Annotated in this window: 17 protein-coding genes and 1 tRNA gene; 5 read left to right on the top strand and 13 right to left on the bottom strand. The window is 63.4% G+C overall.

What is annotated here, in order from left to right:
- Positions 1-13 precede the first annotated feature (13 nt).
- From rfbD to AC3CCE_RS27560, 5 genes are all read right to left on the bottom strand, one after another.
- Positions 14-922 (bottom strand): dTDP-4-dehydrorhamnose reductase, encoded by a 909-nt coding sequence (gene rfbD, locus AC3CCE_RS27580; RefSeq protein ID WP_023731359.1) that lies wholly within the window; start codon positions 920-922, stop codon positions 14-16.
- Positions 919-2,013 carry a dTDP-glucose 4,6-dehydratase gene (rfbB, locus tag AC3CCE_RS27575; protein ID WP_023670704.1) on the bottom strand — a complete coding sequence of 365 codons (1,095 nt, stop codon included), beginning with the start codon at positions 2,011-2,013 and terminating at the stop codon, positions 919-921. The genes rfbD and rfbB overlap by 4 nt, the downstream gene beginning before the upstream one ends.
- Positions 2,014-2,038: 25 nt before the next feature.
- Positions 2,039-2,593 (bottom strand): dTDP-4-dehydrorhamnose 3,5-epimerase, encoded by a 555-nt coding sequence (rfbC, locus tag AC3CCE_RS27570; RefSeq protein WP_352512870.1) that lies wholly within the window; start codon positions 2,591-2,593, stop codon positions 2,039-2,041.
- Position 2,594: 1 nt separating this feature from the next.
- A complete protein-coding gene (rfbA, locus tag AC3CCE_RS27565) occupies positions 2,595-3,476 on the bottom strand; it encodes a glucose-1-phosphate thymidylyltransferase RfbA (protein WP_023731361.1) in 882 nt (293 codons plus the stop codon).
- 271 nt (positions 3,477-3,747) lie between these two features.
- Complete coding sequence (locus AC3CCE_RS27560) at positions 3,748-4,341, bottom strand: biotin transporter BioY (protein ID WP_352512872.1); 594 nt, start codon at positions 4,339-4,341, stop codon at positions 3,748-3,750.
- Between the two features lie 117 nt (positions 4,342-4,458).
- On the opposite strand from AC3CCE_RS27560, the gene AC3CCE_RS27555 reads away from it, so the two are divergent.
- A complete protein-coding gene (locus AC3CCE_RS27555; RefSeq protein WP_352626080.1) occupies positions 4,459-5,367 on the top strand; it encodes an MBL fold metallo-hydrolase in 909 nt (302 codons plus the stop codon).
- A 2-nt stretch (positions 5,368-5,369) separates the two neighbouring features.
- On the opposite strand, the gene AC3CCE_RS27550 is transcribed toward AC3CCE_RS27555, so the two are convergent.
- Positions 5,370-6,152 (bottom strand): DUF1499 domain-containing protein, encoded by a 783-nt coding sequence (locus tag AC3CCE_RS27550; protein ID WP_023684603.1) that lies wholly within the window; start codon positions 6,150-6,152, stop codon positions 5,370-5,372.
- Between the two features lie 122 nt (positions 6,153-6,274).
- Positions 6,275-7,903, bottom strand: a complete 1,629-nt coding sequence (locus tag AC3CCE_RS27545; protein ID WP_352626079.1) for a fatty-acid--CoA ligase — start codon at positions 7,901-7,903, stop codon at positions 6,275-6,277.
- A 210-nt stretch (positions 7,904-8,113) separates the two neighbouring features.
- On the opposite strand from AC3CCE_RS27545, the gene AC3CCE_RS27540 reads away from it, so the two are divergent.
- Positions 8,114-8,545: a hypothetical protein gene (locus tag AC3CCE_RS27540; RefSeq protein WP_352597358.1), complete on the top strand. Its 432-nt coding sequence runs from the start codon at positions 8,114-8,116 to the stop codon at positions 8,543-8,545.
- Positions 8,546-8,704: 159 nt separating this feature from the next.
- On the top strand, positions 8,705-9,094 hold the full coding sequence (locus AC3CCE_RS27535) for a DUF427 domain-containing protein (protein ID WP_023731365.1): 390 nt from the start codon (positions 8,705-8,707) through the stop codon (positions 9,092-9,094).
- A gap of 165 nt (positions 9,095-9,259) precedes the next feature.
- On the opposite strand, the gene AC3CCE_RS27530 is transcribed toward AC3CCE_RS27535, so the two are convergent.
- From AC3CCE_RS27530 to ppdK, 3 genes are all read right to left on the bottom strand, one after another.
- Positions 9,260-10,030, bottom strand: coding sequence for a polysaccharide deacetylase family protein (locus AC3CCE_RS27530; RefSeq protein WP_352626078.1), 771 nt, complete (start codon positions 10,028-10,030; stop codon positions 9,260-9,262).
- 89 nt (positions 10,031-10,119) lie between these two features.
- Complete coding sequence (locus AC3CCE_RS27525) at positions 10,120-11,220, bottom strand: glycosyltransferase family 9 protein (RefSeq protein ID WP_352626077.1); 1,101 nt, start codon at positions 11,218-11,220, stop codon at positions 10,120-10,122.
- A gap of 174 nt (positions 11,221-11,394) precedes the next feature.
- The gene (ppdK, locus tag AC3CCE_RS27520; RefSeq protein ID WP_023670693.1) at positions 11,395-14,100 is read right to left on the bottom strand and encodes a pyruvate, phosphate dikinase; all 2,706 of its coding nucleotides are present in this window, start codon (positions 14,098-14,100) and stop codon (positions 11,395-11,397) included.
- A gap of 215 nt (positions 14,101-14,315) precedes the next feature.
- Here ppdK and AC3CCE_RS27515 point away from each other — a divergent pair, with 215 nt between their 5' ends.
- Both AC3CCE_RS27515 and AC3CCE_RS27510 read left to right on the top strand, forming a co-directional pair.
- Positions 14,316-14,660: a VOC family protein gene (locus tag AC3CCE_RS27515; protein WP_023670692.1), complete on the top strand. Its 345-nt coding sequence runs from the start codon at positions 14,316-14,318 to the stop codon at positions 14,658-14,660.
- Between the two features lie 110 nt (positions 14,661-14,770).
- Positions 14,771-14,845 (top strand) — tRNA-Gln (locus tag AC3CCE_RS27510).
- A 117-nt stretch (positions 14,846-14,962) separates the two neighbouring features.
- Here AC3CCE_RS27510 and AC3CCE_RS27505 read toward each other — a convergent pair.
- From AC3CCE_RS27505 to AC3CCE_RS27495, 3 genes are all read right to left on the bottom strand, one after another.
- Complete coding sequence (locus AC3CCE_RS27505) at positions 14,963-15,271, bottom strand: hypothetical protein (RefSeq protein ID WP_023670691.1); 309 nt, start codon at positions 15,269-15,271, stop codon at positions 14,963-14,965.
- A gap of 1,233 nt (positions 15,272-16,504) precedes the next feature.
- Positions 16,505-19,963 carry a chromosome segregation protein SMC gene (smc, locus tag AC3CCE_RS27500; protein WP_352626076.1) on the bottom strand — a complete coding sequence of 1,153 codons (3,459 nt, stop codon included), beginning with the start codon at positions 19,961-19,963 and terminating at the stop codon, positions 16,505-16,507.
- Between the two features lie 69 nt (positions 19,964-20,032).
- A complete protein-coding gene (locus tag AC3CCE_RS27495; RefSeq protein WP_023687169.1) occupies positions 20,033-20,764 on the bottom strand; it encodes a DsbA family protein in 732 nt (243 codons plus the stop codon).
- Positions 20,765-20,773 lie beyond the last annotated feature (9 nt).

Genomic DNA, 20,773 nt, shown 5'->3' with positions numbered 1-20,773 from the left:
AGCGCCTGCTGGTTCATAGGGTTGGCGTGCATTTCGTCTCCGCGATCAAAAGACGGGATACGACGTCTACGGTGGAACCGTGCCAATCCGGTGCCGTCCAGTTGAATGTGCCTTCGAACTCCGCCGTCGATAACCGAGAATTTCGCGGGCGCAGCGCCTTGGTCGGGTAGTCACGCGTGGATATCTCCTTCACCGCAGCGTAGGGCCCGTCAAGCGCTCGACTCGTAGCCAGGATATGATGCGCGAAGCCACTCCGGTTAGTGTCACCGGTTCCCACGAGATGATACACGCCAAAGCGAGCAAAACTTCTGTCGCCATGCAGGACCGCCGACGAAACCAGGATCGCGTCAGCTAAATCAAAAGCGGAGGTCGGATTTCCCCATTGGTCGGCAACCACCGCGATCTCGTCGCGGTTGGCGGCGAGCCCAAGGATGATCCTGACGAAATTCTTGCCGAACGGGCTATAAGCCCAGGCCGTGCGCAGGATCAGATGGCGCGGATTGACGGCGGCCACGGCCAGCTCGCCGGCAAGCTTGGAGGCGCCGTAGACGCCGAGCGGTGCGGTGGCGTCGGTCTCGACATAGGCGCCGTCCTTGGTGCCATCGAAGACGTAGTCGGTCGACAGATGGATTACGGGCACGCCGAGCTTCGCGGCCGCCTCGGCGACCTTGCCGGCGCCGACGGCGTTCACAGCGAAGGCAAGATCGGGCTCGTCCTCGGCCTGGTCGACCGCGGTGTAGGCGGCAGCCGACACCACAATATCCGGCCGCGCTGCCGCGAGTGCGTCGAACACCGTATCGGGCCGCGCCAGATCGAGCACTGGGCGGCCGAGGGTGACGACCTCGATGCCATCGCGCCTCTGCCCGGCCTCCAGCAGGCTGGCAGCGACCTGACCCTCGCGTCCGGTGACAACCAGCCTCACGCCGCGCCCTTCCTGCCTTCAACCTGGCCGCGCGACCGGACTTGCCCCAGCCGCTCGCCGGCGTAGCGCTGCTCGCGGATCGGTCCCCACCACCATTTGTTGTCGAGGAACCAGTCGACGGTCCTTGCAAGGCCGCTGTCGAAACTCTCCGCCGGCGCCCAACCGAGATCCCGGCCGATCTTGGAGGCATCGATTGCATAGCGGCGGTCGTGGCCGGGCCGATCGGTGACGAAGCTGATCAAATCGCGGTAGCTCCTGCCGCCGCTGCGCGGACGCCTGATGTCGAGCAGGCCGCAGATCGTCTCGACGACGCCAAGGTTGGTACGCTCGGAATTGCCGCCGACATTGTAACTTTCGCCGGGCTGGCCCTTTGTGGCGACCAGTTCCAGAGCACGGGCGTGATCCTCGACGAACAGCCAGTCGCGCACATTGGCGCCAGCGCCGTAGACCGGCAGCGGCTTTTCGTCGAGCGCGTTGAGGATGACCAGCGGGATCAGCTTTTCGGGGAAGTGATAAGGCCCGTAATTGTTCGAACAGTTGGAGAGCACGACCGGCAGGCCGTACGTCTCGTGCCAGGCCCGCACCAGATGGTCGGATGCGGCCTTGGAGGCGGAATAGGGCGAGGATGGCGCGTAAGGCGTCTCCTCCACGAACATGCCGCCATCGAAGGGCAGATCGCCGAACACCTCGTCGGTCGAGACATGGTGGAAGCGGAAGCGCGCCTTCCTGTCCTCGTCAAGGCCGCGCCAATATTCGAGCGCCGAATTCAGCACCCGGTAGGTACCGACGATGTTGGTCTCGATGAAGGCGCCGGGTCCGTCGATCGAGCGGTCGACATGGCTTTCGGCGGCGAGGTTCATGACGACGTCGATCTCGTCGCGGTGGAGGATGTCGAGAACCGCCCGCTCGTCACAGATGTCGGCCTGCGCAAATTTGTAGTTGTGTGCATTCTCGATGGTGCGCAGCGAGGCCAGATTGCCGGCATAGGTGAGCTTGTCGAGATTGGTCACATGGTAGGCCGGATTGGCGCACAAATGCCGGCACACGGCCGAGCCGATGAAGCCGGCACCGCCTGTCACCAGAAAATTCATGGCGCTCTCCTCACATCGTCGCGCGTCATGCGAACACCTCGGCCTCAGCAAGCGCCGACGCCTTGAGGTCCTTGGCCGAGAGCTCGAAGGCGCCGACCGGCGACGGCCAATCGATGCCGATATCAGGATCGTCGAAACGGATCGATCGATCATGCGCCGGCGAATAGGTGTCGGTGACCTTATACAGAACCTCGGTGTCCGGCACGAGCGTGACGAAACCGTGCGCGAAACCCTTCGGCACGAGGATCTGGTTGCCTCTCTCGGCCGATATTTCGAGCGCGACCCATTTTCCGAAGGTTTTCGAGCTGCGGCGGATGTCGACCGCCACGTCGAGAATGCGGCCTCTGATTACACGCAGCAGCTTGTCCTGCGCGCGTGGAGGCAGTTGATAGTGAAGCCCCCGCACGACACCTGCGGCAGCCGAATAGGAATGATTGTCCTGGACGAAACGCAGATCGATGCCGGCCTCGGCAAAGGCCTCGGCATTCCAGGTTTCGATGAAATAACCGCGCGCATCGCCGTGCCGCTTCGGCACGATTTCCAGCACGCCGTCCAAACCGAGCTGCCTGACTTCCAGCACCCTATGTCTCCGTCAGCTCGGTGACACGCCGGCGCAGATAGGCGGCGTATTCGTTCTTGCCCAGTCGCGTGGCGCGCTCAAGCACCTTGTCGGCGGTCAGCCAGCCCTGCTCGAAAGCGATTTCTTCAGGACAGGCGACCTTGATCCCCTGGCGGTGCTCGATCGTGCGCACGAAGGAAGAGGCTTCATGCAGGCTGTCATGCGTGCCGGTGTCGAGCCAGGCATAGCCGCGGCCGAGCTGATGCACGTGCAATTTCCCGCGCTCGAGATAGACGTTGTTGACCGCCGTGATCTCGAGTTCGCCACGCGCCGAGGGCTTGATCGTCGACGCGATGTCGACGACCTCATTGTCGTAGAAATAGAGGCCGGTGACCGCCCAGTTGGACTTCGGCTCCGGCGGCTTCTCCTCGATCGTCAAAGCCGTGCCGCTGAGCTTGTCGAACGACACCACGCCGTAGCGCTGCGGGTCCTCGACATGGTAGGCGAACACCGACGCGCCGCTTTGGCGCTGCGCAGCAGTGCGGCAGAGCTGCGACAGGCCCTCGCCGAAATAGATGTTGTCGCCGAGAATCATCGACACATTATCCTTGCCGATGAAGTCGCGGCCGATGATGAAGGCCTCGGCAAGCCCGTTGGGCTGCGCCTGCTCGGCATAGGAGAATTCGACCCCGAATTCCGAACCGTCGCCCAGCAACTCCCGAAACACCGGCAAGTCGCGAGGTGTCGAAATGATCAAAATCTGGCGGATACCGGCGAGCATCAAGACGCTCAGCGGATAAAAAATCATCGGCTTGTCGTATATCGGCAGGACTTGCTTAGAGATCGCTAATGTTAGGGGATAAAGACGCGTCCCGCTGCCTCCCGCAAGGATTATTCCTTTCACAAGCTCTCCTTGAATTGTCGGCCCCCGCCCTGAAATCAAGTTGCTCGTGCTTAGGTTTCGCGCAATGGCTTGTCAATTCAATCTCGGCCGTGGATCGGCGCCAGAATTGCTCTGCATCTGCCGTCTCGCGGCAATTTGATCTACCAGCCACAAGCTGACGATGCAAATGGGCGTGGCGATTTGGCAACCGGCTTGCGCCATCGGCTGGCGGACGCGCGACAACAAAAAGCCGGCGGGCCTTGGACCCGCCGGCTCATTCATTTGTCCGGTTTCAGGGCTGCTTGGGCAGCAGCGACCATACCGCCGGCACCAGGCTGGCGGCGAGCGCAACCTTGATCAGGTCGCCGAGGACGAACGGCAAAACGCCGAACTGCCACGCCTTTTCCGCGCCGATGAGGGTGGCCAGCCAGGCAAAGCCCATGGCCATCATGACGATTTCGGCGACCAGCATGGCGTTGAACAACTTGACCGGGTGGCGGTCCCAGCCGCGGTCGGCGGCCCAGCCGACAATGGCCGCCATGACGACGAAGCCGGCGAGATAACCGCCGGTGCCGCCGATCATGTAGGCGATGCCGATGCCCTTTTCAGGCGTGCTTTGGAAGACCGGGAAGCCCATGGCGCCTTCGGCCATGTAGAGAAGCAGGGTAGCGACGCCAAGCCGCAGGCCAAATGCGGTGGCGATCAGCAGGACGGCCAGCGTCTGCATCGAGATGTCGACCGGCCCGAGCACGACTTTCGTCTTGGCCGACAGGGTCAAAAGCAGCGTTCCGGCGATCGCGAGCAAAAGCTGGGTTGCCAGGCGCTGCGCGCCCTCCTGGGGCAAAGCGAGAGAAACAAGCGGACGCATCGTCGTTGCAAGTGCCATGGTCTTCCCCAATCCGGATTGCCGCAGATCGCGGCCTTGCGTTTTTCTATATTGGCTTCCGTGTTATGCGGCAATCAGTTTTGCCGTCTTCCTGAACAGAGATTCAACGACACCGCCATGGCGCTCAAATTCGACACCAGCTTCGATCCGGCCTATGGCGAGGGCGTCACCGTTGCGCCGGACGTCTTGCGCGTCACCGCCAAAAACCCCAGCCCGTTCACCTTTCACGGCACCAACAGCTACATCGTCGGGCGCGATACGCTGGCGGTGATCGATCCCGGCCCCGATGACGAGGCGCATTTCCAGACGCTGCTCAAGGTGATCGCAAACCGGCCGGTCAGCCATATCTTCGTCAGCCACACGCATCGCGACCATTCTCCGCTGGCCGCCCGGCTGAAAGCGCACACCGGCGCTATTGTACTGGCCGAAGGCCCGCACCGCCCGGCAAGGCCGCTGCGGATCGGCGAGATCAACCCGCTCGACGCCAGCGCCGACACGGTTTTCGTCCCGGAGATCGCGCTGCCCGACAATGCGCTGGTCGAGGGCGATGGCTGGACGATCCGGACGGTGCTGACGCCGGGCCACACCGCCAATCACGCGGCATTTGCGCTCGAAGGCACCGGCATCCTGTTTTCGGCCGACCATGTGATGGCGTGGGCGACGTCGATCGTGGCGCCGCCGGACGGCGCGATGGCCGACTACATGGCCTCGCTGGATAAATTGATCGCGCGCGGCGACCGCCTGCTGCTGCCCGGCCATGGCGGCCCGGTGAATGCGCCGCGCAGCTTCATGCGCGGGCTGAAGACTCACCGCAAGATGCGCGAACGGGCGATCCTCGAACGGATCCGGGGCGGCGACCGGACAATCCCGGACATGGTCAAGGCGATCTACAGGGACACCGACCCGCGCCTGCATGGCGCCGCCGGCCTGTCGGTGCTTGCCCATCTCGAGGACCTGGTGGCGCGCGGCCTGGTTGCTACCCAGGGTGACCCGGCCATCGACGGCGTTTTTGTGCCGGTGGGGTAGAACTACTCAGCCGGCGCCGCACCCACCTGGCCCGCAACTTCCTGATCAAGTTCGGCGAGGAACCCGACGATACGGGCGGCATTGTCGCCGAGGTCGTAGCGGCCGTAGCGGGAGGCCGAGCGCATGTCGACGACGATGGTGTCGCCATCATTGCTGACCCGGATGGCGACGTCGGCGGGCAGGCCCACGACGAAGCTCCGGGCCACGGCCGATATCGTCACCTCGTCTTGACCGTCGGTCACTGGGTATGGCGCGGTAAGTTGCCAATCGCGGCGGTCGAGCACGGTTTCAACGGCGTCGACGACGGTTTCGAAAGGCAGATTGTAGCTATGCCCGGTGACCAGCGGATAGGCGTCGGCCTGCAGGCGCGCTTCGCCCGGCGTTGGCAGCGCGAGCACGTTCATGTCCTTGGTGCGGTCGCTGGTGTCGAGCACTGGCGGATTGTCGAGGTCCGTCGTGATGTCCCTCAGGGGCGGCGTGGTCGCCGCCAAATAGGTGGCAAAGCCGTAGGGCGTCAGCACCAGCAGCGCCAGCAGGGCGCCGACCGAGAGGTCGCGGCCGCCACGGTCACCGAAATGCCACAGCCGGGACAAAGCGAGGCCGGCAAACAGCAAAGCGAACGCGGCAAGCAAGGCGACGATCGCCAGCACCCACAGGAAGGCCGGCGTTTCGACCAGTTCGAAATGATGGCCGGCCAGCACGGTGAGCAGCAGGACCAGGGCAAAAGCGCCCGTGCGCCGCGACCAGCCGGCCGCCTTCGATGTCTGCCGCTCGTCAATTTCCATTGTCTTCAGCACCGCCCCAACCCGCACAGACGCTTAGAGCAAAGGATGCTCAAATTGAACATCCCCTGCCCTAACGTTTTTGCCGCCGGTAGCTTGAAGGTCAAGGAAACGCACGGTCCCGGTCAATCCGTCGGCAGGCGGTAGTCGCTGAACTGCTTGCGCAAGGTGATCTTCTGGATCTTGCCGGTGGCGGTGTGCGGGATTTCGCTGATGAAAGCGACGTCGTCGGGCATCCACCATTTCGCCACCTTGCCGTCCATGAACGCCAGTATGTCCGCCTTGCTCGGCTCCTTGCCGGGTTTGGCGACCACGACCAGCAAGGGCCGTTCGCCCCATTTCGAATGATGGACGCCGATCGCCGCGGCCTCGGCGACATCGGGATGGCCGACGGCGAGGTTCTCCAGGTCGATGGTCGATATCCACTCGCCGCCCGACTTGATGACGTCCTTGGCGCGATCGGTGATCTGCATGTAGCCGCCGGAATCGATATGGGCGACATCGCCAGTGTCGAACCAGCCGTCCTTGTCGAACTGCTCGGCTCCGACGCCGCCATAATAGGCGCTGGCGACGGCTGGACCGCGCACCTTCAGCCGGCCGAAGGTCTTGCCGTCCCAAGGCAGTTCCTTGTCGTCGTCATCCGTCACCTTCATCTCGACCCCGAAGGGCGGGTAGCCCTGCTTGCCCTGGATATCGAGCCGGTCCTCGCCCTCGAGCGCTTGATACTGCGGCTTCATGGTGCACAGCGTGCCGAGCGGCGACATTTCGGTCATGCCCCAGGCATGGATGACTTCGACACCGTAATTGTCCTGGAATTTCCTGATGATGGCGCGCGGGCAGGACGAGCCGCCGATGACGACTTTGCTGAGATAGGGAAGCTTCTTGCCGGTCTCTTCCAGATGCTGCAGCAGCATCATCCAGACGGTCGGCACGGCGGCGCTGAAGGTCACCTTCTCGGTGTCGAGCAGCTCGTAGATCGAGGCGCCGTCCATCTTGCAACCGGGCATGACCAGCTTGGCGCCGATCATCGGCGCGCTCTGGCCAAGGCCCCAGGCATTGGCATGAAACATCGGCACGACGGGGAGGATCGTGTCCCGCGCGGAGAGGCCCATTGCGTCGGGCATGGCGGCGATCATGGCATGCAGCACATTCGAGCGGTGGCTGTAGAGCACGCCTTTGGGATCGCCCGTCGTGCCGGAGGTGTAGCACATGCCGGCTGCGGTGTTTTCGCCGAAAACCTTCCAGGCGAAGTCGCCATCGGCCTCGTTCAACCAGTCCTCATAGGCAACCACATTCGGCAGCGTCGTTTCAGGCAGATGCGCCTTGTCGGTCAGGACGATCACCTTTTTCAGCGATTTGACCGCGCCGGCGATCTTTTCCAGCAGCGGCATGAAGGTCAGGTCGACGAAGATCCCTCTATCCTGCGCATTGTTCATGATCCAGACGATCTGCTCGGGGAACAAACGCGGGTTAAGCGTATGGTAGATGGCGCCGATGCCCATGATGCCGTACCAGGCCTCTATGTGGCGCGCCGTGTTCCAGGCCAGGGTCGCGATGCGGTCGCCGAGCACAAAGCCATCGCGCTCCAACCGTTGAGCGACCTTGAGCGCGCGGCGATGAATTTCAGCATAGGTGGTGCGAACGACAGGACCTTCGATCGAGCGCGAGACGATCTCGCGCGTCCCGTGCTGCCGCTCGGCATTGTCGATCAGCTTGTGGCAGAGCAGCGGCCATTCCTGCATCAGTCCGAGCATCTGGTTCCTCCCATTGCTTCCTCGTTTTTCCCGTCTTTTGTTCCATTGTGGGACGAACGGACGGATTGTCCAGCCATGACGTCTCCAACCGTTAACGGCTGAAGCAAGCAGTGATCGAAAGGCGGGGAAAACCGCCACAATCCGGCCATCGTCGACGTTAAGGTTCGTTAACGGGGTAGGGGTGCGGATTGGCGACTGAAAGAGGTTCGCATGGACACGCAGCTCGACGACAGGCAGATCGACGACAGGCAGCTGGCTGACAGCGAGGCCCAAGACGTGCAGTTGGACGATATTCAACTCGACGACAAAGAGCTTGAAGACACGCTTGCCGCAAGTCTGGCCGATCTCGTGCCGGAGGCCAAAAAGGTCTCCGAAGACGAATTTGTCGAGGTGGTCGGCGGCGCCCTGGAAGCGGTCGGCGGCACGCTGCTGTTCAAAATGTGCGTCCAGAACGAAGGCGAAGGCCAGCATGTCGCCGCCGCATCGATCGGCGACGGCGGCAATCGCCAGTTCCTGCTGCTCACCTTGCCGACCGGCGGCGGCCCGCTGAAGGTCGAGACGACGTCAAGAAGCACCAACCCGGTAGCCGGTATTGCCGCGGCCTATGCCGGCCTAATGGACGTGTTCAAGACCGCAGCCTAGCATTCCACGCGGGATCGTTTTTAGTGATCGGAAGGCCAGCTCTGGCCTACTGGCGAAGGCTTGCGCAACGAGTTCTCCAGACACATTTTAGGGACATGGGAAGCAACCCCGCACTCTCTCAATCGGACTGTGCTCCCAATCGAACAAGGAGAACCCCGCATGGACCAGATCGCCAACCCCGCCCCCGGCTTTCAGAGCAATCCCGGCAAGGTCATCACCGTCGAACCCTATCGCGGTACCGTGGTCGTGCGTGCCGGCGATACGGTGATCGCCTCATCGACGCGGGCGAAGCTTCTGTCCGAACCGCCCTACCGCCAGGCATTCTACATCCCCTTCGAAGACATCGACTTCACCCAGCTCGGCAAAACCACCCTGTCGACCCACTGCCCCTACAAGGGCGACGCCAGCTACTGGAGCGTGCTGCCGGCCGGCGAGACCGGCAAGGACGCAATGTGGGGCTATGAGCAGCCGTTCGACGAAATGGCTGAGATTCGCGACCACGGCGCCTTCTATCCCGACAGGGTGACGATCGAAGCAGCACCGGCCTGAGCAAGCGACTCAAGCCGCCGTTGCTCGCTTCGTCATCCCAGGGTCTTCGCGACGGAGCTTCGCTCCTGTTTCATCCTGGGATGACGAAGCTCAGAGGCCTCGGCTAATCTCAAACGTCGGCGACGTCAGTCCAAAGGCGGTGAAACTGCCTGCCGCCGCCTGATCCTAATCAGTCGTCCCGTCGTTGCCGACACCGTCGGCGTCATCCAGCCGCACGAACGTCAGCCCCTTGGCCTTCAGCGCGAGCAGACCTTGCACGACGCCCTCGCCGGCGGCGTGGGTCGGCTGGTTGATGTGGGCGATGATGACATCGCCATCCTTGGCGGCGGCGATGCGCCGGGCAGTTTCTGTTGCGCCGAGCAACGAGCCGCCATCGCCGTTGATCGAAAAGCCGGCGACCTTGAAGCCAAGCTTGCGGATCATGGCGATAGCCGACGGGCTGTATTCGGCGGTCGCGCCGCGAAACCATTTCGGCGCCGGCTCGCCGGTGCCAGCGAGAGCGGCAGCGCCCGATTCGACTTCGGCCTGCACCGCTTCCGGGCTGCCGGCGCTGCGGATGCCATAGATCTTGCGCGGCGTGTCGACGGCCGGGATGTGACGGCCGCCATGGTTTTCCAGTTCGAACAGGTCCGGATGCGCGCGCATGATCTCGACGGCGGCGGCGTTGCGCTTCAGCCAGATACCGGTGACGAAGATCGTCGCCGGAATCCGGTTCTCCACCAGCGCCGACAGGATCCTCGTATCGGTCTGGCCGCCGCAGGCGTCGAGCGTAAGCGCGACGCGGCCGACACTGCTACCGTCCTCAGCCTTCAGATGCAGCGCCGGCTCGACAAGCGGCGCGGCCTGGGCCGAGGACACGGCCACGATAGATAGCGCCAAGGCGCAAAACAGCTTTTGCAAGGGATGCCTGTCTTGTCTGAGAATCGGCGCTGTCATAGCCGCATCCCAGGACCCGCAACAAGGCGGAAATCGGGATAGTGGCCGTGAGAAAGCTGATATCCCGACAATGTGACCGCCGCGCACCGTCAGACGGCGTGTTCCAGTTCCACATGCGTGCGTGACAGGACTTCGCGCACGGCCGCGACGACCGGTTCGACCTCGAGGCGCCAGACACAGCAGGCCTTGCTGGGATCGAGCGGATTGCACAGGCTGCCCGCCACGCAATTGCACGGCATGGATGGCTGCAAGGCGAGACTGGGCACGCCGACCGGTCCCCAGACGGTCGGGCTGGTCAGGCCGAACAGGCCGACAACCGGCGTTCCGGCCGCTGCTGCCATGTGCATGGGGCCGCTCTCATTGCCGACAAACAGCCGCGCCTGCTGCAACACCGCCAGCAGCGTTTCCAGCGACAGCGCGCCGACGAGGTTGATGATCGACGCGGCACTGGCGAGGATCTGCTCGGCCGGCTTGCGCTCGTCAGGGCCGCCGACGAGTACGAAATCCAGTCCGGTTTCGCGCGAAATCGTGTCGATCACGGCGGCAAAGCGTTCATGCTGCCAGCGCCGGCCGTGAAAACTTGCGCCGGCATGCACCGCGATAAAGCCGTTTGGCCGCAAATGGTGTTTGTCCAGCAATGCCTGGGCCCTCGCCGTCTCCATCGGCAATGGCCGAATCGACAACACCCGCACGCGCAGGCCGACGCCGAGCGGCTCGAGCGGCGAAAGGTAGCGGTAGAGATAGTGACGTTCGCCAAAACCGAACGGCTCGGCAAAGACATTGGCGGGCTGGCGCTCATGCCAGCGCAGCGGCCTTTCCGGAGGATTGTAGCCGATGCGGGTGCTGGCGTTGAGGAACCTGACGATGAGCCGCGATGTCTTTGAATCGGTGAGGTCGATGGTCAGGTCGAAACGGAATTGGCGCAGCTGGCTGATCATCGAATAGAGTTCGCGTCCACGCTCCAGCGGGGTGCCGCGCATGGCGGCGCGGCGGAAGCTGACGACCTCGGCGGCGATGCCGTGCGCGGTGACGAAACTGGCGAGGCGCGCCTCGCAGAGAAAGACGATCCTGACACCGGGATATTCGAGCTGCAGGTTCTTGGCGAGCGTGGAGGACAGAACAATATCGCCGATGAACTTGGTCTGGATAATCAGGATCGAGCGGAAGGGTCTGGGCGAAATCTGTAACATCTTTTTCTCGGCACCGGGCGGGTTGGGGGGCCGTGAAATTGGGAAGAAACGATGTCGGGATTGCGTGTTGGGGCGCGCACATCAGCGTGAATTTGCTTACAAAATCGTAAGCTTAGCGCCAAACGGCCACCCAGGGGTGGCCGTTTCATCGATACCGAAAGGACTGTGTCGAAATCAGGATGCCGCGGCGCTCTTTTTGGGGCGCGGCACTGCTGTTTTGGCAATCTGCACCGCGGCTTGGGCTGCGGCCAATCTTGCGATCGGCACCCGGTAGGGCGAGCACGAGACATAGTCGAGGCCGACCTCTTCGCAGAAGCGGATCGAGGCCGGATCGCCGCCATGTTCACCGCATATGCCGAGCTTGATGTCGGGCCGTGTCGCCCTGCCCTTTTGCGCAGCCATGCGCACCAGTTCGCCGACGCCCTCGATGTCGAGCGAGACGAACGGGTCCTGCTCGATGATGCCTTTCTGCCGATAGGTCTCGAGGAAGGACGCCGCATCGTCGCGCGAGATGCCGAAAGTGGTCTGGGTGAGATCGTTGGTGCCGAAGGAGAAGAACTCGGCCGTAGCAGCGATGACGTGGGCGCGGATCGCCGCGCGCGGAAGCTCGATCATCGTGCCGGTGAGATAGTCGATCTTGACGCCGGTCTCGTCCATGACAGCCTTGGCGACCGCATCGATGCGCGCCTTGACGTAGTCGAGCTCCTTCACCAGGCCGACCAGCGGCACCATGATCTCGGGAACGACCAGCGCGCCGGCTTTCTTGCCGGCCTCGACGGCTGCCTCGAAAATGGCGCGCGCCTGCATCTCGGCAATCTCGGGATAGGAGACGGCGAGGCGGCAGCCGCGATGGCCGAGCATCGGGTTGAACTCATGCAGGGCTTCGGTGCGCTGCCTGAGCTTGTCGAGCGAGACGTTCATGGCGGCGGCGACCTCCGCCACCTCCGCTTCCGTCTTGGGCAGGAATTCGTGCAGCGGCGGATCGAGCAGCCGGATCGTCACCGGCAGGCCGGCCATGATCTCGAACAGTTCGAGGAAATCCGAGCGCTGCATCGGCAACAGCTTGGCAAGCGCGGTGCGGCGGTCCTTCTCGGTATCGGCCAGGATCATCTCGCGCATGGCGACGATACGCTCGCCGTCGAAGAACATGTGCTCGGTGCGGCAGAGGCCGATGCCTTCGGCGCCGAAGGAGCGCGCCATGCGCGCATCGAGCGGCGTCTCGGCATTGGTGCGCACCTTCATGCGGCGCACCGCATCGGCCCATTCCATGATGGCGGCGAAATCGCCCGACAGTTCCGGCTGCAGCATCGACACGGCGCCCTTCAGCACCTGGCCGTTGCTACCATCGATGGTGATGATGTCGCCCTTGCGGAAGGTCTGGCCCATCGACATCAGCGTGCCGGCCTTGTAGTCGACACGCAGCGAGCCGGCGCCGGAAACGCAAGGCTTGCCCATGCCGCGCGCGACTACGGCGGCGTGGCTGGTCATGCCGCCGCGCGTGGTCAGGATGCCTTCTGAAGCATGCATGCCGTGAATGTCTTCGGGGCTGGTTTCGATGCGCACCAGGATTGCCTTGCGACCTTGCGTCTTCAGATCCTCGGCATCGGCGGACGAGAAGACGATCTCGCCGGTCGCGGCGCCCGGAGAAGCCGGCAGGCCGACGCCGATGACATCGCGCGCGGCCTTGGGGTCGATGGTCGGATGCAACAGCTGATCGAGCGAGGCGGGATCGATGCGGGCGACCGCCTCCTCCGTCGTGATCAGCTTGTCGCGCGCCATTTCGACGGCAATCTTCAGCGCCGCCTTGGCGGTGCGCTTGCCGGAACGCGTCTGCAGCATCCACAATTTGCCGCGCTCGATGGTGAATTCGAGATCCTGCATGTCGCGGTAGTGCTGTTCCAGGCGGTCGGAGATGTCGACGAAGGACCGGAACGCGTCCGGCATCAGTTTCTGCAGCGACGGCTTGTCGGAGCCGGCGGCGATGCGCGCCGCCTCGGTGATGTTTTGCGGCGTGCGGATGCCGGCTACGACATCCTCGCCCTGCGCGTTCACCAGGAATTCGCCATAGAGCATCTTTTCGCCGGTCGAGGGGTTGCGCGTGAAGGCGACGCCGGTGGCCGACGTCTCGCCCATGTTGCCGAATACCATGGCCTGGACATTGACCGCCGTGCCCCAGCTTTCCGGGATGTCGTGTAGGCGCCGGTAGGTGATGGCGCGGTTGTTCATCCAGCTGGAAAATACCGCGCCGATCGCCCCCCACAGCTGCTCGTGCGGGTCCTGCGGAAACGGCTTGTCGAGTTCCTCCTCGACCTTGGCCTTGTAAAGGGCGATGACGCTCTGCCATTCCTGCGCTGTCAGTTCGGTGTCGAGCTCGTGGCCGAGGCTCGCCTTCTGGTCCTCCAGGATTTCCTCGAACACTTCGTGGTCGAGACCCATGACGACATCGGAATACATCTGAATGAAGCGGCGGTAGCTGTCATAGGCAAAGCGGGCATCGCCGGAATCGGCTGCCAACGCCTCGACCGTCTCGTCATTGAGGCCGAGATTGAGCACGGTGTCCATCATGCCCGGCATCGAGGCCCTGGCCCCGGAGCGGACCGAGACCAGAAGCAGCTTCGACGGATCGCCGAAACGGCGCCCCGTCAGCTGCCCGATATGGTCCAGCGCCTTGACGACATCGGCCTGCAACGCGGCCGGATAGCTGTTGCCGTTGGCGTAATAGGCGTTGCAGACTTCGGTGGTGAGGGTGAAGCCCGGCGGCACGGGCAGGCCAAGACTGCACATCTCGGCCAGATTGGCGCCTTTGCCGCCGAGAAGGTTGCGGTCGCCCGCACGTCCCTCCGCGGCGCCATCGCCGAAGGTGTAGACCCATTTGGTCATGCTCGCCCTCCAAGTCCTCGGAAGATAGAACACCGGGGCCAAGACCCGGTTCCCCCGCGTTCCGACCCGAGCGTTATTATGCTGCAGTGCGAAAGGCAAGGTGTGGCAGCGAAGCCCGGCGACTACAATCGATTAAGCAAAAGCTGCGTCGAAAAGACTTGCCGGATCGCTGCCCAGGATATAGAACATATAGGGAACAAGTTGGGAGCAGCGTGATGAAACTCAACGGAAAACTCGACTATCTCGAACTGCCCGCGACCGGCGCGACGCTGGACAGCGTCAAGGCTTTCTACAGCGCCGCCTTCTCGTGGTCGTTCACCGATTACGGGCCGACCTATTCGGCCTTCGGCGAAGGGCTCGATGGCGGCTTCCAGGCCGATGCAGCGGAGGCGCCGGCGAAACCATTGCCGGTGCTCTATTCGCAGGATCTGGAAGCAACGCTCGACGTTGTCGAAAGCGCCGGCGGCACGATCGTCAAGCCGATATTCTCGTTCCCGGGCGGCAGGCGGTTCCATTTCACCGATCCCGCTGGCAACGAGTTGGCGGTCTGGGGCGAATAGCGCGTCCCCGCGCCAAGCGGTGGATCAGTTTTGCACAGTGGCCAACTCGGCATTGAGCTTTCGTGCCGCTCGTCCTATAAGGCCGCGCGCAACGGGCAAAGCTCGCTTGCTGGGGCGTCGCCAAGTGGTAAGGCATCGGTTTTTGGTACCGACATTCCCAGGTTCGAATCCTGGCGCCCCAGCCAAATCACATGCCTTTGGAATCAATGATTTACCGACCTTATCGATGGCTGCCGTCAGGAGCTATCTGACTCCCACGCGACCCCGACTCCGTTGACAGAGCCGGGGCCGTGCGGAGAGGATCAGTAATCGTTGTCGTCCTGGATGACGACGGGATGATGCCGATGATGTCGATAATAGCGATGATGGCTCCGCTCGATCGAGCCGGTCACGATGACCGTATCCCGGCGATGATGTCTGCGGCCGTGGTCGTAGAAGGCAACCGTGCCGTGTCTGCGGTGATGAAGGCGTTGACCCTGGTCATTGATGACCTTTACGCTCCTGTGATGATGTCGATGGTGGGTCGTGATGACCACGTCAGCTTCGGCTGCCGGAGCTATCGTCGGCATGGCAATGAACAGCGCCAAGGCGCTCACGATCATTGTTTTCATTATAATATCTCCACCTGCTAATTATCCCTTCGCGGGGATAACCGCGTCCCATCCCTTTGGTTCCGAGTAGCGTCGTCGGTCCACGGGCGCGATCAGTGACGGCTGCTCCCGTGCAACACGGCGTATCGAAAGAAGAAGTTGCGACAGCAGCTCCTGTTGGCAACTTCTGGTAAAGGCGCTCTTTCAAGCCGACCACCAGGGTTACGCCACTCGACAAAGGAGCGCTGCACAGGACCCTTCTATGTCGTCGCGTTCGATCTCCTGATCTGTGACGGAAAACACCCGTCTTGCGAGGAAGACCGTCGGCACAAATTTGTGAGATTTACGAGACCAATCAGGCCATTTCAGATCCCATAGGTCGGGCCGTCTCAGATCCCGTAAGAAAGTGCAAGGTAAACCACCGGCGCCAAGATCAGCAGAACCGCGATTCCGATAACCACTGCGATTGCCAGGCGCTCTGTTCGCCTGACAAGCTCAGCGACCTTGTCGTCGTCAGCCGATGGTATGAGGTCAAGAACGGAAGAAACTTCCGCAGGACTGTCGTTGTCGTTTGCGGGTCGGGTTGCGCCGTCACGCACTGATCTCTGGACAAAGGTCACTGTCAGCCTCTCTGTTGAACGAACACCGCTTGGCGGTGTCACGACAATCGGGTGCCCGCTAACCTCTCAGGAATGGCGGGCACCCGATTGACCACCGATGAAGGGACTCATGCTCGGCAGCCCGGTTCCAATGTATCGGGAGGGCATAGGTTGCCCGCCTTCAGGCCTATGGCTCCGACGTCAGGACTTCAGTCATACCGTGTTCGGACCTTGGTCTGGCAATCGACGAAGCGATGGCCGCCATTTTGTTTCGACGCAGAAAAATGCGGGAACATTAGTAGGCTCTTACGAGTTCACTCCCAGCAACTAATTCGGGAGAGATACGGTGAACAACATAATCTGGCTCATCGGAGCAGTCGTTATCGTGATTGCGATACTGAGCTTCCTTGGCTTCCGATAAACGTGGCAGCTGAATTGCGGTCGGAGCCTATTGCCATCTGTGCCTTATAGGCATCGCTTTCGCGTTGGCCGGGCGCTTTGCATGTGGGCTTTGGCGTTCGCTCTCAGGTGACGCTTAAATTCCTTCTCTTCGAACCTTACAGAATGCGCGTCGCAAGCAGGTCGCAGGGGCGACGGCCCTGTTGCAACAGTCGGATCGAGGCCATCGCCGACGAAATCAACAAAGCATGCTGCGTCAGCTCGCCTCGCGCATCGCCTCGGCGGCCTGCAGATCGACCGAGACCAATTGGCTGACGCCCTGCTCGGCCATGGTCACGCCGAACAGGCGGTTCATGCGCGCCATGGTGATCGGGTTGTGGGTGATGATGACGAAGCGCGTCTCGGTGGTCGCGGCCATTTCGTCCATCAAATTGCAGAAGCGCTCGACATTGTGATCGTCGAGCGGCGCGTCGACTTCGTCGAGCACGCAGATCGGCGCCGGATTGGTCAGGAACACCGCAAAGATAAGCGACATCGCCGTCAGCGCCTGCTCGCCGCCGGACAGCAGCGTCATGGTCTGCGGCTTCTTGCCGGGCGGACGGGCCAGGATTTCGAGCCCGGCTTCGAGCGGGTCGTCGGATTCGATCAGCTGCAGTTCGGCCGTGCCGCCACCGAACAGATGCGAGAACAGCCGCTGGAAATGGCCGTTGACCACCTCGAAAGCGGCAAGCAGCCGTTCGCGGCCTTCGCGGTTCAGGCTCTGGATCGCTTGCCTCAGTTTGCGGATCGCCTCGATGATGTCCTCGCGCTCGGAAACGATGGCCTCCAGCCGGTCCGACAATTCCTTCTGCTCTTCCTCGGCGCGCAAATTGACGGCACCGAGCCTTTCGCGCTCGACCTTCAGCCGGTCGAGCTGGCGCTCGATGTCGGCCATTTCCGGCATCGGGCTGTCGACTTCCAGGCCGGTATGGCGGATGACCAGATGCGGCGGCGTGTTCAGCGTTTCCTGGATGCGCGCCTCGACCTCGAGCCGGCGCTCGTCGGCGGCGGTCAATCGCTCTTCGGCGCGGACGCGGGTTTCGCGGGAATCGGCCAGCGACTGGATCGCCGCGGTGGCGGCCTTGTCCAGCTCGGCCTGCTTGGTCTCGGCCTCCTGCAAGCGGTCGGCGGCTGCCTTGCGCAAGGTCTCGGCCTCGGTGAGCTGCGACAGCAGCGCGCGGCGCCTGGCGTCGATCTCATCGGGGGCGTCGGCCAACGTCTCGCGCTCGGCCTCCGCTTCAGCCCTGCGCTCGCCGAGCGAGGCGATCTGGGTCGAGGCGTTTTCGGCCCGCTGCAGCCAGTTGCTGCGCTCGGCGCCGATGGCGTCGAGCCGGCGCGTGCGCGCTTCGGCTTCGCGGCGCAGGCCTTCATGGACGGCGCGCGCGTCGGCCAAGGTTGCGCGATCGCGGCTTACATTGGCGGCGGATTGTTCAAGCTGCAATTGCAGGTCGCCGAGATCGGGGGCGTCCTGCAGCAGCATTTCGGCCTCGGCGAAGGCGGCGGCCGTTTCTTCATGGCTGTCGACGATTCGCGCGCGCGCCTCGTCCAGGGCGGCGCGGCGGCTTGCCAGCTCGCCACCGGCCTTTTCGGCCCCGGCCAGCGCGCTGCGGGCGGCGTCCAGTCCGTGCTGGGCATCGCGCCCGGCCTGGCGGGCGTTGCGTTCGGCCTCGCTCGCCTCACGCAGCGCCTGTTCGGCCTGGGCAAGGGCAGCCTCTGCCTCACGCATCATCTGCGTCGCCTGCACCGCCTCGGCATCAAGCTCGGCCAGCCGGTTCTTCTGCGCCAGCCTCTGCGCGGCCGCGGTCGGTGCATCGGCGCTGGCGGTCAAGCCATCCCAACGCCACAGCGCGCCGTCACGGCTGACCAGCCGCTGGCCGGGGGCAAGCATCGTCTGCAGGCGTTTGCCGTCCGCCGCATCGACGATGCCGATCTGCGCCAACCGGCGGCCAAGCTGCGAAGGCGCGCGCACCACGCTGGCGAGGCTCTTGAGGCCTTCCGGCAAAGCCGCATCGCCTGGTTGAACCTGGCTTTCGCCCCAATGCACCGGCGCGCTGCGGTCGAGCGGCACGTCGAGATCCTCGCCAAGCGCAGCACCGAGGGCCGTCTCATAGCCGCGTTCGACGCTGAGTTGCTCCAGCACCGACGGGAAAAGATCGCCGCTGGCGGCATTGAGGATCTTGGCCAGCGTGCGGGCTTCGGTCTCGATGCCGGCGAGTTCGGCCCTGGCATCCTGCAGCGGCGGACGGGCGGCACTCTCGGTGGCGCGCGCCTCGGCGACCGCCTGTTCGGCAGCAATGGCGCCGGCCTCGGCCTCCTCCAACCGGGCGAGCGCGTCCTCGACCAGAGCGCGCTTCTCGGCGGGATCGGGCAAGCCCGCAACCTTCGACACAATCTCGGACAATTCGCGGTCGACATCGGCCAGCTGGCGGGCAAAGCGATCGCGGCGTTCGGCGTTTTCGCGCAGCGTTCGTTCGATCTGATTGCGCGCGGCGGCGGCCTCGGCGCGTTCGGCGGTCAGCGCAGCGAGCTTGGCTTCGCTCTGCGAGAGCGTTGTGCCGGCCTGCTCGAAAGCGGCCCGCGTCGTGGCCTCGCGCTCGGCGGCGCCGGCATTTTCGGAGTTGAGCGTGGCTTCTTCCTCGCGCAGGCGCTCAAGAATATCCGCATTGTCGCGGACCATGCGCTCCTCGCGGGCGATGTCGCCGTCGAGCTGCTGCAGCCGGCGCTCCAGTTCGGCCTGGCGGGCGCGGATGCGGCCAGCCTCCTCCTCGATCTGAGCCTTGGCGATCGACAGGCGCTGGAAGGCGGCAGCCGCGGCGGCCTCGGCATCGCGCAGATCGGGCAGCCGGTGGGCGCCGATGCCTTGCTCACGGGCGGCAGCCATCTGGGCGGCGGCGCGGTCGCCGACCAGAGCTGTGGCAACCGCCAATGCCGAACGCGCATCGCCCTCCTGGGTTTTGGCCAAAGTCCAGCGCAGATGCAAGAGCGTGGCTTCCGCCTTGCGGATATCGGCCGACAGGTTCTTGAAGCGCGATGCCTGGCGCGCCTGGCGCTTAAGGCTTTCGATCTGGCTCTCCAGTTCGCCGACGACATCGTCCAGCCGTTCCAGATTTTGTTCGGCCGCCTTCAGCCGAAGCTCGGCCTCGTGACGGCGCGTGTGCAGGCCGGAAATGCCGGCGGCTTCTTCGAGCAGCGCGCGGCGCGCCTGCGGCTTGGCCTGGATCAGTTCGCCGATGCGGCCCTGTCCGACCATGGATGGCGAGCGCGCGCCGGTCGACTGGTCGGCGAACAGAAGCTGCACGTCCTTGGCGCGGGCTTCCTTGCCGTTGATGCGGTAGAGCGAGCCGGCTTCGCGCTCGATGCGGCGCGACACTTGCAATTCATCGGCGTCGTTGAAGGCGGCGGGCGCGGTCCGGTCGCTATTGTCGAGGAACAGCGTGACTTCGGCGGTGTTGCGGGCCGGGCGCGTTCCCGAGCCGGAAAAGATCACGTCGTCCATGCCGGACGCGCGCATGTTCTTGTATGAGCTTTCGCCCATCACCCAGCGCATCGCCTCGACAAGGTTCGACTTGCCGCAGCCATTCGGCCCGACAATGCCGGTCAGGCCGCGTTCGATGACGAACTCGCCGGGTTCGACGAAGGACTTGAAGCCGAGGAGGCGAAGGCGCGAAAACTTCATTCGCGCCTGCCTGGAAGGCACAAAGGTGCGCTGACGCCGAAGCGCAGTCGCTCCGGCGCCGCCTGGACGTCAGAGCAGAGGGTCGATGATGGCCGATATTTCCTCAATCGACATCGCACCTTTGTAGGTTTTCCCGTTGATGAAGAAGGTCGGTGTCGAGTCGACCTTGAATTCATCGGCGCCGCGCTTCTGGACCGATCTCACATCGTCCAGAAGTTTCTGGTCCGTCAAGCAGGCCTCGAAGGACTCCTGTGTAAAACCGGCGAGCTTGGAGATCTGCAGCAGCGCATCCTTGGTATTGTTGACGCCGACCCAGTTGGCCTGCTGCTTGAACAGCACGTCGACCATCGGGAAATAATTGTCCTTCGAACAGCGCGCCAGCATGAAACCGGCCTCGGCGCTCGGATCGAACGGGAATTCGCGCAGGATGTAACGCGCCTTGCCGGTGTCGATGTATTTGGTCTTCAACTCAGGGAAGGTGGTCGCCGCGAAATGCGCACAATGCGGGCAGGTCATCGAAGCATATTCGACGATGGTGACCTTGGCGTCATCCTTGCCGAGCTGCTTGTCGGGCAAAGCGCCGGGCTTCAGCAGTTCGGCCATGTCGACATTGCCGGAAGACTCCGGGACCTTGACGGCGGCCGGAGTGGCAGGCGTCGAAGCAGGCACCGCGGGAGCCGCAGGCTTCACATCCGCTGCTTTGGCATCCTCGCCTGAATCGCTGCATGCGGCGAGCATAGCCACTGCCGGAATGACGGCCAGCGAAGACAGGAGGTTTCTGCGGGACAAGCTACGGTTCATGCGAATCAC

It is taken from the genome of Mesorhizobium sp. P160187 (assembly GCF_057766425.1).
Note: the sequence above shows the minus strand (reverse complement) of the source record. Positions and strands in the feature narration are given on the sequence as shown.

Coding starts and splice junctions, on each gene's coding strand:
- rfbB (WP_023670704.1), bottom strand. CDS start 2,013: ATGAATTTTCTGGTGACAGGCGGTGCCGGCTTCATCGGCTCGGCCGTG.
- AC3CCE_RS27560 (WP_352512872.1), bottom strand. CDS start 4,341: ATGGCACTTGCAACGACGATGCGTCCGCTTGTTTCTCTCGCTTTGCCC.
- AC3CCE_RS27555 (WP_352626080.1), top strand. CDS start 4,459: ATGGCGCTCAAATTCGACACCAGCTTCGATCCGGCCTATGGCGAGGGC.
- AC3CCE_RS27550 (WP_023684603.1), bottom strand. CDS start 6,152: ATGGAAATTGACGAGCGGCAGACATCGAAGGCGGCCGGCTGGTCGCGG.
- AC3CCE_RS27545 (WP_352626079.1), bottom strand. CDS start 7,903: ATGCTCGGACTGATGCAGGAATGGCCGCTGCTCTGCCACAAGCTGATC.
- AC3CCE_RS27540 (WP_352597358.1), top strand. CDS start 8,114: ATGGACACGCAGCTCGACGACAGGCAGATCGACGACAGGCAGCTGGCT.
- AC3CCE_RS27535 (WP_023731365.1), top strand. CDS start 8,705: ATGGACCAGATCGCCAACCCCGCCCCCGGCTTTCAGAGCAATCCCGGC.
- AC3CCE_RS27530 (WP_352626078.1), bottom strand. CDS start 10,030: ATGACAGCGCCGATTCTCAGACAAGACAGGCATCCCTTGCAAAAGCTG.
- AC3CCE_RS27525 (WP_352626077.1), bottom strand. CDS start 11,220: ATGTTACAGATTTCGCCCAGACCCTTCCGCTCGATCCTGATTATCCAG.
- ppdK (WP_023670693.1), bottom strand. CDS start 14,100: ATGACCAAATGGGTCTACACCTTCGGCGATGGCGCCGCGGAGGGACGT.
- AC3CCE_RS27515 (WP_023670692.1), top strand. CDS start 14,316: ATGAAACTCAACGGAAAACTCGACTATCTCGAACTGCCCGCGACCGGC.
- AC3CCE_RS27505 (WP_023670691.1), bottom strand. CDS start 15,271: ATGAAAACAATGATCGTGAGCGCCTTGGCGCTGTTCATTGCCATGCCG.
- smc (WP_352626076.1), bottom strand. CDS start 19,963: ATGAAGTTTTCGCGCCTTCGCCTCCTCGGCTTCAAGTCCTTCGTCGAA.
- AC3CCE_RS27495 (WP_023687169.1), bottom strand. CDS start 20,764: ATGAACCGTAGCTTGTCCCGCAGAAACCTCCTGTCTTCGCTGGCCGTC.